This window comes from Peterkaempfera bronchialis (assembly GCF_003258605.2).
GTDB lineage: Bacteria > Actinomycetota > Actinomycetes > Streptomycetales > Streptomycetaceae > Peterkaempfera > Peterkaempfera bronchialis.
Genome location: NZ_CP031264.1, coordinates 2,101,784 through 2,116,268 on the forward strand (window position 1 = coordinate 2,101,784; position 14,485 = coordinate 2,116,268).

8 protein-coding genes and 1 pseudogene are annotated in these 14,485 nt (G+C 74.7%); 5 read left to right on the forward strand and 4 right to left on the reverse strand.

Translation table 11 applies throughout. The features are described 5' to 3' along the window. Nucleotides 1-453, reverse strand: a complete 453-nt coding sequence (locus tag C7M71_RS09210) for an Lrp/AsnC family transcriptional regulator (protein WP_111494599.1) — start codon at nt 451-453, stop codon at nt 1-3. Between the two features lie 83 nt (nt 454-536). Here C7M71_RS09210 and C7M71_RS09215 point away from each other — a divergent pair, with 83 nt between their 5' ends. Beyond that, on the forward strand, nt 537-1,562 hold the full coding sequence (locus tag C7M71_RS09215; RefSeq protein ID WP_407675877.1) for an asparaginase: 1,026 nt from the start codon (nt 537-539) through the stop codon (nt 1,560-1,562). A gap of 54 nt (nt 1,563-1,616) precedes the next feature. Here the strand turns inward: C7M71_RS09215 and C7M71_RS09220 are convergent, their stop codons facing one another. Beyond that, nucleotides 1,617-1,847: a hypothetical protein gene (locus C7M71_RS09220; RefSeq protein ID WP_111494595.1), complete on the reverse strand. Its 231-nt coding sequence runs from the start codon at nt 1,845-1,847 to the stop codon at nt 1,617-1,619. A gap of 57 nt (nt 1,848-1,904) precedes the next feature. Beyond that, nucleotides 1,905-4,103: a 4-alpha-glucanotransferase gene (gene malQ / locus C7M71_RS09225; protein ID WP_114914277.1), complete on the reverse strand. Its 2,199-nt coding sequence runs from the start codon at nt 4,101-4,103 to the stop codon at nt 1,905-1,907. 497 nt (nt 4,104-4,600) lie between these two features. Between malQ and C7M71_RS09230 the strand changes: the two genes are divergently transcribed. Then, nucleotides 4,601-8,836 carry a beta-N-acetylglucosaminidase domain-containing protein gene (locus tag C7M71_RS09230; protein ID WP_229758628.1) on the forward strand — a complete coding sequence of 1,412 codons (4,236 nt, stop codon included), beginning with the start codon at nt 4,601-4,603 and terminating at the stop codon, nt 8,834-8,836. Between the two features lie 277 nt (nt 8,837-9,113). Here the strand turns inward: C7M71_RS09230 and C7M71_RS09235 are convergent. Further along, nucleotides 9,114-9,626, reverse strand: a pseudogene (locus tag C7M71_RS09235) (HNH endonuclease); the annotation flags it as partial. 301 nt (nt 9,627-9,927) lie between these two features. Here C7M71_RS09235 and C7M71_RS09240 point away from each other — a divergent pair. The 3 genes from C7M71_RS09240 (at nt 9,928) to C7M71_RS09250 (ending at nt 14,481) form a co-directional block, all read left to right on the forward strand. Then, a complete protein-coding gene (locus tag C7M71_RS09240; RefSeq protein ID WP_229758629.1) occupies nt 9,928-11,118 on the forward strand; it encodes a mechanosensitive ion channel family protein in 1,191 nt (396 codons plus the stop codon). Nucleotides 11,119-11,820: 702 nt separating this feature from the next. Next, nucleotides 11,821-13,014 (forward strand): ROK family transcriptional regulator, encoded by a 1,194-nt coding sequence (locus C7M71_RS09245; RefSeq protein WP_111493599.1) that lies wholly within the window; start codon nt 11,821-11,823, stop codon nt 13,012-13,014. 120 nt (nt 13,015-13,134) lie between these two features. Beyond that, the gene (locus C7M71_RS09250) at nt 13,135-14,481 is read left to right on the forward strand and encodes an ABC transporter substrate-binding protein (protein WP_229758630.1); all 1,347 of its coding nucleotides are present in this window, start codon (nt 13,135-13,137) and stop codon (nt 14,479-14,481) included. Nucleotides 14,482-14,485 lie beyond the last annotated feature (4 nt).

Consider the following 14,485-nt stretch of genomic DNA (forward strand, 5'->3'; position numbering starts at 1 on the left):
TCAGTCGACCGGGAGGCCGGACGGGTCCTTGATCCGCTTCATGATCATCTGCGAGTTGACCTCATGGACCCCGGGCAGCGCCGTCAACCGCTCGATCCAGAACCGCTCGAAGGCGTCGCTGTCCGCCACCGCGATCCGCAGCAGGCAGCCCGGCGCCCCGTACAGCCGGTAGGCCTCGACCACCTCCGGGATGGTCGCCACCTCCGCCTCGAACGCCTCCACCGCCTCGCGGTCGCGCCGCACCTCCACGGTGACGAAGACCTCGAACCCCCGGCCCACCGACGCCGGGTCCACCTCGGCGCGGTAGCCCTGGATCACCCCGTCCTCCTCCAGCCGGCGGACCCGCCGCAGGCACGGCGAGGGCGACAGGCCCACCCGCCGGGCGAGGTCATGGTTGCTCAGCCGGCCGTCGGCCTGGAGCTCGCGCAAGATTCTTCTGTCGATCGCGTCCACAGCGCATCCTTCTGCCGCCCAACGGCCCAAGAGCGGCCGCATGGGCAATCATGTGCCGCAATAATCCGGATATTCTTGCCCATGTGGAACAGAAGCACCAGCGGAACGTCGTCGTGGTCAGCACCGGCGGCACCATCGCCAGCCGGTGGCAGGGCACCGGATACGCCGCCGAAGCCCCCGGAGAGGAAGTCCTCTCGGCCGCCCCGGTACCGGACGGCGTCACCGTCCGGGTGGTGGACCTCTTCACCGTCAACAGCCCCCGGCTGACCACCGCCCACCAACTGGCCGTGGTGCACGCGGTACGGGAGGTGCTGACCGACCCCGCCGTCGACGGGGTGGTGGTCACCCATGGCACCGACACCCTGGAGGAGACCGCCTTCCTGCTGGACCTCTACCACCGCGACCCGCGCCCGGTCGTGCTGACCGGCGCGCAGCGCCCGCTGGACGACCCCGACGGCGACGCGCCGGGCAACCTCTACGACGCACTGCTCACCGCCTCGCTGGCGCACGGCGCCGGGGTGCTGGTGGTCTTCGACGGGCTGGTGCACGCCGCCCGGGGCACCGTGAAGACGCACACCCTGGCGGCCGACGCCTTCGCCGACCCCTCCGGCGCACCGCTGGGCAAGGTCGGCTTCGGTACGGTCACCCCGCTGCCGCGGGCACCGCGCCGGGAGGGCCTGCGCCTTCCCGACGCCGACGCCGCCACGCCTCGGGTGGACATGGTGATGCACCACTGCGACGCCGACCCGCTGCTCTTCGACGCCGCGGTGGCGGCGGGCGCGCGGGGCGTGGTGCTGGTGGCCACGGGCGCGGGCAACGCCACCCCGGAGTTCACCGAGGCGGTGGCGCGCGCGGTACGGGCGGGGGTGCTGGTGGCGGTCACCACCCGGGTTCCGGCCGGCCCGGTCACCCCGATCTACACCAACGGCGGAGCGGTCGACCTGGCCGCCGCCGGGGCCGTGCTCACCGGGACGCTGCGGGCCGGTCAGGCGCGGATCGCGGTGGTCGCCGCGCTGCTCTCGGCGGACGGCCCGGAGGAGCGTACGGCGCTGCTGCGCGGCATCGTCGAGACCCCGGCGGCCGCACGGCCCGGCCCGGACGTGGGCTGACCCCGGGCATGGCTCAGCGCCGCCGGGCGGACCCGGCGGCGCTCGGCGGTCGCGTCAGGACTTCTTCTTGCCGGTGATCGAGGGCAGCATGACCAGACCGGCGATGACCAGGAAGGCCACGATCGGGATGACCACGTACAGGCCGACGGTCTCGCCCACGCTCAGGCCGCCGCCCGGCTCGTCGCCGTCGTCCCGGATCAGGGCGAAGGCGGGGGACGACATCAGCATCATCAGCGTGGCGACGGCCGAGACCGCACCGGCACGCAGGGCATTCCTCTTGTCCACGTCCCCTACGGTAGCTCGCCCGGCCCCGGAGCCGTGCGCCGGGGTGTCCGCTGCGCCTCAGCGTCGCGCCGCCCGATCGAGGCCGGCCAGCACCGCCGCCAGCTCCGCCGTACGGGGTGCGGCGGCCAGCTGCTCCAGGGAGGCGGGGTGCCCGGCGGCGTCCGCGACCGGCAGCCGCCAGTTGGGGTACTGGTCCCAGGTGCCCGGCAGATTCTGCGGACGCGGGTCGCCGAGGGTGTCCGGCAGCCAGACCCCCACCAGCCGGGCCGGGGTGCGCAGCAGATAGCGGTGGAGCGCCGCGACGGCCTCCGGAAGATGCGGTCCCCGGTCGGGCGTGTCCTCGTCGGCGGCCGGGCCCTCCCCGTACGGCGGGACCGACAGCAGCCCCTCGCGGGCCAGCTCGCCCAGCCACTCCTCGCGCTCCTCGTCGTCCTCGGCCTGCTCCTCCTCCAGCGGCCGGGCCAGCAGGCCCAGGCGGTGGCGCAGCTCCACATGCTCGCCCGACAGCCGGGCGGCGGTGCTCGGCAGGTCATGGGTGGTGAGGGTGGCCAGGCACAGCTCCCGCCAGCGCTCCGGCGGCAGCGGGCCACCGGAGCCGTCCGGGCCGTAGTCGCGCTCGAACCAGAGCACCGAGGTCCCCAGGATGCCGCGCTCGGCCAGCTCCTCCCGGACGCCCGGCTCCACGGTGCCCAGGTCCTCGCCGATGACGGAGGCGCCCGCCCGGTGCGCCTCCAGGGCGAGCACGCCGAGCATCGCCTCCTGGTCGTAGCGGACATAGGTGCCCTGGGTCGGCGGCAGGCCCTCGGGCACCCACCAGAGCCGGAAGAGGCCCATCACATGGTCGATGCGCAGCGCCCCGGCGTGCCGCAGCGCGCCGCGCAGCAGGTCGGCGAAGGGGGCGTAGCCGGACTCGGCCAGGGCGTCCGGGCGCCACGGCGGCAGCCCCCAGTCCTGGCCGTGGGCGTTGAAGGCGTCCGGCGGGGCCCCGACCGAGATGCCCTCGGCCAGGAACCGCTGGAGGGCCCAGGCGTCGGCGCCGTCCGGGTGGGCGCCCACGGCCAGGTCGTGCACCAGGCCCACCGGCATGCCCGCCCCGGTGGCCGCCGCCTGCGCGGCGGCCAGCTGGTCGTCCACCACCCAGCAGAGCCAGCGGTGGAACTCCACCGCCTCGGCGTGGTCCTCGCGGGCCCGGACCACGGCGGGCCCGGCCGGGTCGCGCAGCTCCTCGGGCCAGCGCCGCCAGTTGCCGCCGTGCAGCTCGGCGAGGGCGCACCAGGTGGCGTAGTCCTCCAGCCGGGCGCCCTCGCGGGCCAGGAAGGCGCGGTAGGCGGCCTCCCGGCCGACGCTGCGCGGGATGCGGTGGACCAGTTCCAGCGCCTCGCGCTTGAGCACCCAGGTGGCGTCGCGGTCGATCAGGCCCTCCTGGACCAGGACGCCGGTGCGCAGCGCGGCGCCCCGGGCGGCCAGCCGGTCGGCCTGCTGCCGGGCCTCGGGCGGCAGATAGGCGTACTCGGGCACCGCCTCCACCCGGATGTGCACCGGGTCGGCGAACCGCCGTGAGGAGGGGCGGTAGGGAGAGGGGTCGGAGGGGGTGCCGGGCAGCGCCGCGTGCAGCGGGTTGACCTGGACGAACCCGGCCCCGAGGGCATGCCCGGACCACTGCGCCAGATCGGCCAGGTCGGCCAGGTCGCCCATGCCCCAGGAGCGCTGCGAGAGCACCGAGTAGAGCTGCACCAGGAAGCCCCAGCTGCGGCCCGGCGGCAGGGCGAGCCGCGCGGGGGCGACGACCAGCGGGACGGCGGCCGTACGGTCGGGCAGCCGGGCGTGCAGGGTGTGCCGTCCCAGCGGCAGGTCGGGCGGGAGCACCCGGGCATGGGTGCCGCTGCTGGCCGCCACCGGCCGGGCGCCGCCCTGCTCCAGCTCCACCCACAGCTCGGCGCCGGCCGGTACCGCGACCGCCACCGGGCGGCCCGCCCGGGCGACCACGCACGGTGGCAGCAGCCGGGCTGCCGCGCCGTGCCGGTGCCGTTCCAGCGCGGCGCGTACGGCCTGCGGGGTGGCGGCGTCCACGCCGAGCGCGGCGAGCACCGCGACCAGGGTCTCCTCGGAGACGGCGACCCGGCCGCCGCCGGGGTCGTAGGAGGTGTCCACGCCGTGTGCCCGGGCCAGTTCGGCGAGGCCCTCCGGGAACGGCTGGGCGTCCGGCTGGTGCGTACGGTCGTCGGGCGCTGCGGCACTGTCGAGGGATGCGGCCAACGTCGGGCTCCTCCGGGGTCGGCGACGCCGTACGGGAACGGGTGACGGGAAGACACCTACCCCGCCTGACCTCGCCCGGCACTCCGGCACGCCCCGCCGCCCCCGCTTCTTCCCCGCTCGGGTCAACGGCCGCCCCGGGGCCGGGCCAACCGCCGAGCCAGGATCCGGGCCAACGGTCAAGCCGGAGGCCGCGCCGGAGGTCGGACCAGGAGTCGGGCCAACCACCAAGCCGGAGGCCAGGCCAAAGGCCGGGCCAACCGCCCAGCCGGAGGCCAGCCCAGAGGCCGAGCCCACCGCCGGATCGAGGTCGGCGTGCCGTCGGCATCACATGACAATCCCTCATAAATCCGGCATAGGTGTCGGGGACGTTGACACCCCTGCCGTCCGAATGGTGGGCTCTTGGCGAATCCGTATGCTGCACCGGGTGGCCCACAAGGCCGCCTGGCCTGCCGTGCGCGGATCGCCGGCCGCTGGACGACCCGCTGCGAGGAGGACCCGTGCCGACCCGCCTCTCGGTGCCCGCGGTGGCGGGGCTTCAGCTCCGCCGCCATCTGGAGCGCAGCGCCGCCCTGCGCGATGCGCTGTACCACCCCGCCGCGCTGGCCGCCCGCCGGACCACCGCCCGTACCGCCCGGCGGCTCGCCCCGCTGACCGCCGACCGGCTGATTGCCGACCTCAAGGGCACCGAGCCGCTGCTGGAGCGGGTCCGCGAGGAGCGCGCCGCCGCGGACCGGACCGGACAGCAGCAGCCGTCGCCGCGCCCCGGGGGCCGCCGGGCGGCCCTGCGCGCGACCGCCGCCCTGTCGGCCGCCGCCGTGGTGGGCGGGCTGGTCGCCGGGGCGCAGCCGGCCGCAGCGGCGGGCCGGGACGGCGGCGGCACCTCCGCCGTGGCGGTGGAGGGGCAAGAGCAGGCCCGCAGCACGGTGGCGGTCCCCGAGGTCTTCCCCCGCCCGCAGGACCAGCAGGCCGCCGGGCGGGCGGTGACGGTCCCCCGCCGGGTGGCGGTGGTGGCCGCGCCGCAGGCGGACCCCGGTGCGCTGGACGTGGTGCGCGAGGTGCTGCGCGGGTCCGGAGCCGAGGAGGTGTCCGTGGCCCGGCAGGCCCCGGCGCCGACCGCCGGGAGCCTGCTGGTGCTGGTGGGCGGTATCGCCGAGGGTGCCGACGGGCAGACCGACCGGGTGCTGCGGGAGTTGGCGATGGCGGCGGGCCGCGCGGACACCTCCGCGCCGTCGCCGTCCGGGCTGCCGGCCGGCGGCTATGTGCTGTCGGCGGGTCAGCTCGCTGCGTCCGGCGGCGGCGCGTATGGCGCGGTGGTGCTGGCCGGGGTGGACGGCGAGGGGACGTTCAACGCGGCGCAGACGCTCCGTCAGCTGGTGACGGCGGTACCGGCGGGGCAGGGCCAGACGGCGGAGGCGGGGCGCGGGCTGCCGGGTGTGACGGTCCGCGACTGGCCGTCGACCCGGGTGCGCGGCACGGTCGAGGGCTTCTACGGCCGGCCGTGGACGGCGGAGCAGCGGCTCTCCGAGATCGACTTCCTGGGCGCGACCAAGCAGAACTCCTATCTCTACGCGCCCGGTGACGACCCCTACCGGCTCTCCCAGTGGCGGGAGCCGTACCCGGCGGCCCGGCAGACCGAGCTGCGCACCCTGACCGAGCGCGCCGCCCGCAACCATGTGGTGCCCGGCTATGCGCTCTCCCCTGGCCAGTCGCTCTGCTACACCTCCGAGAACGACGTCAGGGCGCTGGTCGGCAAGCTGGAGTCGCTGTGGGGGCTGGGCTTCCGCGCCTTCCAGCTGCAGTTCCAGGATGTGTCGTACGAGGAGTGGCACTGCCGGGCGGACCGCAACGCCTATGGCACCGGCCCGGAGGCGGCGGCCAGGGCGCAGGGCGAGCTGGTCACCAAGGTGCTGGAGCGGTTCGCGGCCGGGCACGCCGGGCAGGGCCTGGCGCCGCTGTCGGTGATGCCGACCGAGTACCACCAGCGCGGTGCCACGCCGTACCGCGAGGCGCTGGCGAAGGCGCTGCCACCGGCCGCGCAGGTGGCGTGGACCGGTGTCGGCGTGGTGCCGGAGCGGATCACCGCCGACCAGCTGCGGGACACCGAGGCGGTGCTCGCCCATCCGCTGGTCACCATGGACAACTACCCGGTGAACGACTGGTCCGAGGACCGGCTCTACCTCGGCCCGTACACCGGCCGGGAGGCGGGGGTGGCCACCGGTTCCGCCGCGCTGCTGGTGAATGCGATGGAGCAGCCGGTCGCCTCCCGGATCGCGCTCTTCACCGCCGCCGACTACGCCTGGAACCCCGCCGGGTACCGCCCGCAGGACTCCTGGCGGGGCGCGCTGCGGGCGCTGGCGGGCGGGTCCGGGGCGGCCGACGAGGCGCTGCGGACGCTGGCGGGCAACAGCTCCTCCTCGCCGCTGGCCACCCAGGAGTCGGCGTATCTGCTGCCGCTGCTGCAACGCTTCTGGTCGGCGGTGGAGCCGACCGTGATGCCGTCGGCCAAGGAGCAGCCGGGCCCGGGGAAGTCGGGCCACGGGAAGCCGGGCCAGGGGAAGCCGGTCCAGCGGAAGAAGCCCGCCGACGTCGACGCGGAGCGGCTGGCCGAGGCGGCCGACGCACTGCGGGACGCCTTCACCGCCATGGAGCAGGCCCCGGAGGCGCTGCGTCCGGTGGCGGCCGGGGCGCTGGCCGACGAGGCAGGGCCGTGGCTGGAGCAGCTCGCCCGGTACGGGAAGGCCGGCCGCTCGGCGGTGGACATGCTGCTGGCGCAGCGCAGCGGGGACGGCGCGGCGGCCTGGCGGGCGCGGCTGGAGCTGCGCGGCCTGACGGCGGAGATCGCCGGCGGGTCGGCGACGGTCGGCGCGGGGGTGCTTGACCCGTTCCTGAAGCGGGTGCTGAAGACCGCCGACAGCTGGTCCGGGGTGAGCGGCTCGGCGGCGCGGGCGACCACCACCATGGGGCCGGAGCCCGGGCACGGTGCGGCGATGATGACCGACGACGACCCGCGGACGTTCTTCTGGAGCGATGCGCCGCCGCAGCGGGACGACTCGGTGGGGGTCGACCTCGGCGCCGACCGGCCGGTGGGCCGGGTCGTGGTGCAGATGGGTTCGCAGGACCCGGCAGGCGACGCCTCCGGCGACTCGCCGGACGACGTCCCGGTCGGCGGCGGGTCCACGGCGGCGCCGTCCGGTGCCGGGGAGGACGTCGACGACGGCTATCTGCACCAGGCGGTGCTGGAGTACTCCACCGGCAACGGCGGCTGGCACCGGATCACCGAGGTCTCGGGCACCAGGACGGTCTCCGCCGCGCTGCCGGCCGGCACCGTCGCCCGCTATGTGCGGCTGCGCGCCACCGAGGCGCAGGAGACCACGGTCGCGGTGCGGGAGTTCACCGTGACGGCGCCGGGCGCCGAGCAGCCGACGGTCAGCGGGGGACCGCCGGCCGCGCCGGGCTCCTCGGTGGCGGCGGTCGTGGACGGCGACGCGGACACCGCGTACCGGGCGGCCTCGGCACCCGGCGCCGACGACCGGCAGCTGGTGGTGGACCTGGGGGCGACCCGCCCGCTGGACCGGGTGTCGGTGCTGACCGACCCGGCGGTGAACACCGAGGCGGTGGTCGAGGCCCGGAAGCCGGACGGCGGCTGGGTCCGGCTGGGCGCGGTGCGGCCCGGCTACACCGAGCTGGCCGGGCACGGCCGGCAGGTCGACGCGCTCCGGCTGACCTGGGCGTACGGCGGCGAGGCGCCGGTCGTCAATGAGATCGTCCCCTGGTACGCGGACTCCCCGGTCGCCCGGCTGGAGGTGTCGCGCAGCACGCTGGACGTGGTGGCGGGCGCCCCGCAGCCGGCCACCGCGAGCGCCACCCTGGAGGCGACCCTGGCGGGTGCGGCGGCCGGGCAGTTCACCGTGCGGCTGCCGAAGGACGCCAAGGGCCTGACCGCCTCCGCCCCGGCCGCCGTCACGGTGCCGCGCGGCGGTCGGCTGGCGGTGCCGCTGGCGGTCTCCGCCGCTGCGGGCACGCCGAGCGGGGTCTACCGGGTTCCGGTGTCGTTCACATCGGGCGGCCGGACCGTGGACGAGGTGCTCCAGGTGCGGGTGGTCCCGCCGGTCTCCGGGCCGGACCTGGCCCGGACCGCCACCGCCACCTCCTCCGGGGACCGCGACGACCATCCGGCCGCCGCTGCCGTGGACGGCGACCCGGAGACCCGCTGGGCCTCCTCCGGCGGCGACGACTCCTGGTTCCAGCTGGAGCTGGCCGAGCCGGCCCGGCTGGGCTCGGTCATCCTGCACTGGCAGAGCGACGCCGTACTGAGCTGGCAGAACGCCTATGCGGTCGCGTACCGGGTGGAGACCTCGCCGGACGGGGTGTCCTGGACCGCCGCCGCGACCGTGGAGGACGGGCACGGCGGCACCGAGACCGTCCGCCTGGACGCCCCGGGGACCCGGTTCGTCCGCGTCCAGGGCGTGCTGGCGGCCAACCGGTTCGGCTACTCGCTCTCCTCGGTGGAGGCATATGCGGTGGACCGCCCGGTCGGCGGCGGGACGCCCCTGGCGTCCGCCACGCCCCCCGCGCCGCCGGTCGGTCCGGACCTGGCGGACGGCGCCGCTGCCCCGCCCTTCACCTCCGCGACGCCCTTCGCCTCCGCCTCGCCGTTCGCCGCCGTCCCCCCGGACGCCGTGGACGCTCCGGACGCGGTGGCCCCCGCCCCCGAGACCACGGACCTGCCGTAGGCGGTGCCTGGCCATTCCCACCTGACCATTCCCGCCTGACCATTCCCGCCTGGCGGAAACGCGGCGGGCCGACGGCGCGTCCCTTGCGGATGCGCCGCCGGCCCATGAGGCGTGCCGTGCCGGTCCTCGTCGGCCGAGCGACCGGGCAGCGGGGTCAGGCGGAGAGCTGCTGCGCAGGCTCACCGCGGCGGTCGTGGAGGGTCCGCCCATGGGGGGAGCGGTCGAGGGGGATGGGCGGCTGGCCGGGGGCGCCGGCGCGGTCCGGATGGCCGGACTCGGCGAGCTGGTCCCGGCCGCCGTACGGTTCGAGGTAGGGGCGCCACCGCGGATCCCGGTGCCCGGTGCCGATGATGCGCCAGGCGAGTCCGGTGGGTGGCGCGGGTGGTCGGTTCATCCGCCAGCCCAGCTCCGAGAGGTGGCGGTCGCTCTTCACATGGTTGCAGCGGCGGCAGGCCGCCACCACGTTGTCCCAGCGGTGCTGGCCGCCCCGGCTGCGCGGGACCACATGGTCCACGCTGGTGGCCGCGGCTCCGCAGTAGACGCAGCGGCCGTTGTCGCGGGCGAAGAGCGCCCGGCGGGTGAGAGGTACGGGGCCACGAAAAGGGACCCGCACGAAGCGGGTCAGTCGGACGACGGACGGCGCCGTGACGGCGCTGGTGGCGCTGTGCATGGTGATCCCGGAGTCCTCCAGGCTGACCGCCTTGTTGTTGAGGACGAGGATGAGTGCGCGGCGCATCGATACGACGCCGAGTGGCTCGTACGACGCGTTGAGGACGAGGACATGCGGCACGGATGCCTCCTTGTACGCCTACGGCGCGTGGCTCGCGCCGGGACGAGCGGCTGGTCGCGTATCGCTACGCGATCTCCCCTCAGTGTCGCCGTATGCCTCCCCACGGCGCCACCAATCCCAGGTAACGGACCGGGTGTGTGTTCACCCACATCCGATATGCCCAGCGAGGACGCCCGGTTCACGTCCGGATGGCGGCGTTCCGCACCGGCTTGGTCACGCAGCGTCCCCAGCCGGGCGGGGGATTCGCGTACCGCCGGTAGGGTGAACCCCTGCAACGCCCCCGCACCGAAGGGTTCCCGCCGTGTCCTGGTCCGGCAGCGCCGGCCTCCTGCTCGCCGCAGACGCCTCCCCGTCACCGTCCTCCCTGCCCGGGTCCCCCTCCCCCGACCCCGCCGACGGCGGGCTGCTGGGCAACACCCCGACCAGCCTGACCCAGGTGCAGCAGAGCGCCAATGACGCGGCCGGCTGGGTGGACCAGAACTGGCAGGGGTGGGTGGCGGGCGGCGTCCGGATCGTCTTCATCGTCTTCCTGGCGCTGATACTGCGGGCCGTGGTGCGCAAGCTGATCACCCAGCTCATCGCGCGGATGACGCGGGGCGCGGAGGAGTCCGCCACCGGCACCGGCCGGCTGGGCGGGCTGCTGGTCAACGCCGAGCGGCGGCGGCAGCGCTCGGAGGCCATCGGATCGGTGCTGCGCAGCATGGCCTCGTTCGCCATCCTGGGCACCGCCGCCCTGATGGTGCTCTCCGCGCTGGGGGTGAACCTGGCTCCGCTGCTGGCCAGCGCCGGGGTGGCGGGGGTGGCGATCGGCTTCGGGGCGCGGAATCTGGTGACCGACTTCCTCTCCGGTGTCTTTATGATCCTGGAGGACCAGTACGGCGTCGGCGACGAGATCGACGCGGGGGTGGCCACCGGCACGGTGCTGGAGGTCGGCCTGCGGGTGACCAAGCTGCGCGGCGCCGACGGCGAGATCTGGTACGTGCGCAATGGCGAGGTCAAGCGGATCGCCAATATGAGTCAAGGCTGGTCGACGGCCGTCATCGATGTGCAGGTCGGCTACCGGGAGGACCTGGACCGGGTGCAGGCAATCATCCTGGCGACGGCGGAGGAGATGGCGAAGTCCACGCCGTGGGACGAACTGCTCTGGGAGCCGGTGCAGGTGCTGGGCGTGGAATCGGTGGCGGCCGACTCGGTGGTGCTGCGGGTGGAGGCCCGGACGATGCCCGGCAAGGCGGGCCTGGTCGCCCGCTCGCTGCGGGCCCGGCTGAAGACGGCCTTCGACGACGCCGGGGTCAGGCTCAAGGACGACGGGGTGACGGCCTCCCCCGACCCGGACCGGCCGGTGCCGGGCGGCGATGCGGCCCCGCCGTCGGCGCTGGCCAATCCGGACTCCCCGCAGTCGCTGGCGGCGCGTCCGCTGGACGGCGCCAGGGCGCGGGCACCCCGTACCCGCGGCGAGTCGGCCGTCGGCCGCGACCTCGGCAAGGGCTGACGCCCAACCGCACCCGGCCCCGGCCCTCCTGGAGAGAGGGCCGGGGCCGGGTGCTGTCCGCCCGATACAGGCGGGGAGGCAGGCGGCGTCGACCGGCCCCCCGGTCGACGCCGCGCCGGCCGTGCAGCGGGCCTGGAGCGGGCCCGTCGACGACCGGTCGGAGTGCGGGCGGCGGACGGCAGCCGTATCCACCCCTTTCCCGGGTTCCGCCGCGCCGGTTCCCGGATATACGGTCTGCCGCATTTTCGCGCTACACCGGGCAGGCCGGAAACTGCCCGGGGATTGGCGCAATCGGGCGCCTCCAAGGGCATTCCCGTACGGCCGTCCGCACCCCTCGCACCGCCCCCGGACTGGTCCGGTGCGGCGGTACGACTGAGATCCTTCACCGCTGACGGGCCCTCGTCAAACCGACCTTCCTGGTCATATGTTCAATCCTAAAGAATCCATGACGTTGGGTAGTGGCGAATGCGTTCGGGAATGCTGGATCGCCACATTTCCCGACCGCTCGCACACATAGCGTCACGGACCGTCCACACATGTGATGCGCCACACATTTTCACCGAGCGTCGCCGGGCGGTCACACGGAGGCGGTGGTAACGCTTCCGCATCCCCGGCCGCACGGACCATTGACACCCCGCACGGCCGGACCTAGGTTCCTGGCACCGATAGGAAAGTTTCCTAACAGTTCACGGAGGCGGCCAGGTGACCGGAGGCAGCGGCAACCCCGCCGGCCCCATCGCGGGCACCCCCCGCCTGCTGCGCGCCATCAACGACCGGGCCGCGCTGCACCTGCTGCTGGAACGCGGCCCGCTCTCCCGGACCCAGATCGGCACCCTCACCGGGCTCTCCAAACCCACCGCCTCGCAGCTGCTGGCCCGGCTGGAGTCCGCCGGGCTGGTGGTGCCGGTGGGCACCACCGAGGGCGGGCCCGGCCCCAACGCCCGGCTGTACGAGCTCAACCGGAGCGCCGCCTTCGTGGCCGGCCTCGATGTCACCCCGGCCCGCATCCGGGTCGCCGTCGCCGACATCACCGGCCGGGTGGTCGGCGAGCACCGGCTGGCCACCCCCGGGCGGCAGGCCGCAGGCACCGTCGACCGGGTGGTCGCGGCCGTCGACCAGGCGGTCCGCCAGGCCGGGCTGGAGCGCCGGCAGCTGTCCCAGGCCGTGATCGGCGCCCCCGGGGCCATCGACCCGCTCACCGGGCGACTGCGCTACGCCCCGCACCTCACCGGCTGGCACGCACCCGGGCTGCTGGCCGAGCTGGCGGAGGCGCTGGGGATGCCGGTCGCCTTCGAGAACGACGTCAACCTGGCCGCCGTCGCCGAGCAGACCCTGGGCGAGGCGCGCGGCTGCGAGGACTTCGTACTGCTCTGGGCCGCCGAGGGGATCGGCGCGGCGATCATGATCGCCGGCCGGCTGCACCGGGGCTTCACCGGCGGCGCCGGCGAGGTCGGCTATATGCCACTGCCCGGAGCGCCGCTGATCCGCAATGTGCGCCGGGAGAACTCCGGCGGCTTCCAGGAGCTGGCCGGCGCACCCGCCGTACTGGCCCTGGCCAAGCAGCACGGGATCGGCGCCCGCACCGCCAGGGAGGCCGTCGCCAGGGCCGCGACCGCCCCCGGCGGCGGCGCCGTCCTCGCCGAGCTGGCGCACCGCCTGGCCACCGGGCTGGCCGCGATCGTCGCGGTGGTCGACCCGGAGCTGGTGGTGCTCTCCGGGGACGTGCCCCGGGCCGGCGGGGAGCGGCTGCGCGCCCTCGTCCAGGAGGAGCTCACCGGGCTGGCCGTGCCCCGGCCCCGGCTGCGGCTGAGCGCCCTGGAGGGGTCCCCGGTCGTCCACGGCGCCTTGCAGAGCGCACTGGCGACCGTCCGCGAATCCGTCTTCACCACCTCCTGACCCCAGCTCCTGACCCCACCTCCTGACACCGCCACCTGGCCCCACCTCCTGTCACCACCGCCCCCGAGCCCCTCCGAGCCCCCGCCCCGCCCCGCCCCGCCCCTCCAGGAGGACATCCCCGTGACCACCAGCACCCGCAGAGTGCGCCGGACCGCCGCCGCCCTCGCCTGCACCGCCTCCCTGGCCCTGCTCGCGAGCGCCTGCACCGGCAGCAGCGAGGGCGGCGCCACCGACGACGCCTCCAAGGAGACCACCATCACCTTCTGGCACGGCTGGAGCCAGCCGTCCGAGGTGAAGGCGATCGACGACAACATCAAGGCGTTCGAGAAGGCGCACCCCAACATCCACGTCAAGGTCGTCAAGAACGTCACCGACGACAAGATCAACCAGGCGCTGCGGGCCGGCGGCGACAACGCGCCCGACGTGGTCTCCTCCTTCACCACCGACAACGTCGGCAAGTTCTGCGCCTCCGGCGTCTGGGCCGACCTCAAGCCCTTTCTGGACAAGTCCGGGATCGAGGTCTCCGCGACCTTCCCCATAGCGATGGCCCAGTACACCGAGTTCAACGGCACCCGCTGCGCGCTGCCGCTGCTCGCCGACGCCTACGGGCTGTACTACAACAAGGACGCCTTCAAGGCGGCCGGCATCACCGCCCCGCCGAAGACGCTCTCCGAGTTCTCCGAGGTGGCGAAGAAGCTCACCAAGGCGACCGGCGACGGGTACAGCCAGCTCGGCTTCATGCCGGACTTCCACGGCTATGAGTCCACCCCCACCCACTTCCTGGGCCAGTGGGGCGCCACCTACTTCGACAAGGACGGCAAGTCCAACCTGGCGTCCGACCCCAGCGTCACCGCCATGTTCGAGTGGCAGCGGAAGCTGGTCTCCGAGCTGGGCGGCTTCCAGAAGCTGGAGAAGTACCGGACCGGCTTCGGCGACGAGTTCTCGGAGAAGAACCCGTTCGAGACCGGGCAGGTCGCCATGGCGATCGACGGCGAGTGGCGGATCGCCAACCTCAAGGCGGACGGCGTGAAGTTCGACTGGGCCACCGCGCCCTTCCCGGTGCCGGACGACCAGCTGAAGACCTACGGCCGGGGCTACCAGACCGGCACCATCATCGGCATCGCGCAGACCAGCAGGAAGCAGAACGCCTCCTGGGAGCTGGTGAAGTACCTCGCCACCGACACCGACGCGGTGGTCGGCTTCGCCAACGCCATCCACAATGTGCCCAGCACCTTCGAGGCGCTGAAGTCGCCCGCGATCGACCCGGACCCCAACTTCAGGACCTTCCTGGACATCGCCGCCAACCCGTACTCCTCCACCACCCCGGCGAGCATCAACGGCGGCGCCTACCAGGTGTCCCTCCAGAACTTCGGCTACTCCTACGAGTCCGGCAAGGTCTCCGACCTGAAGGCGGGCCTGGCCGGCGTCGACAAGGAGATCGACGCCGCCGTGGCCCAGGCCAAGTGACCGG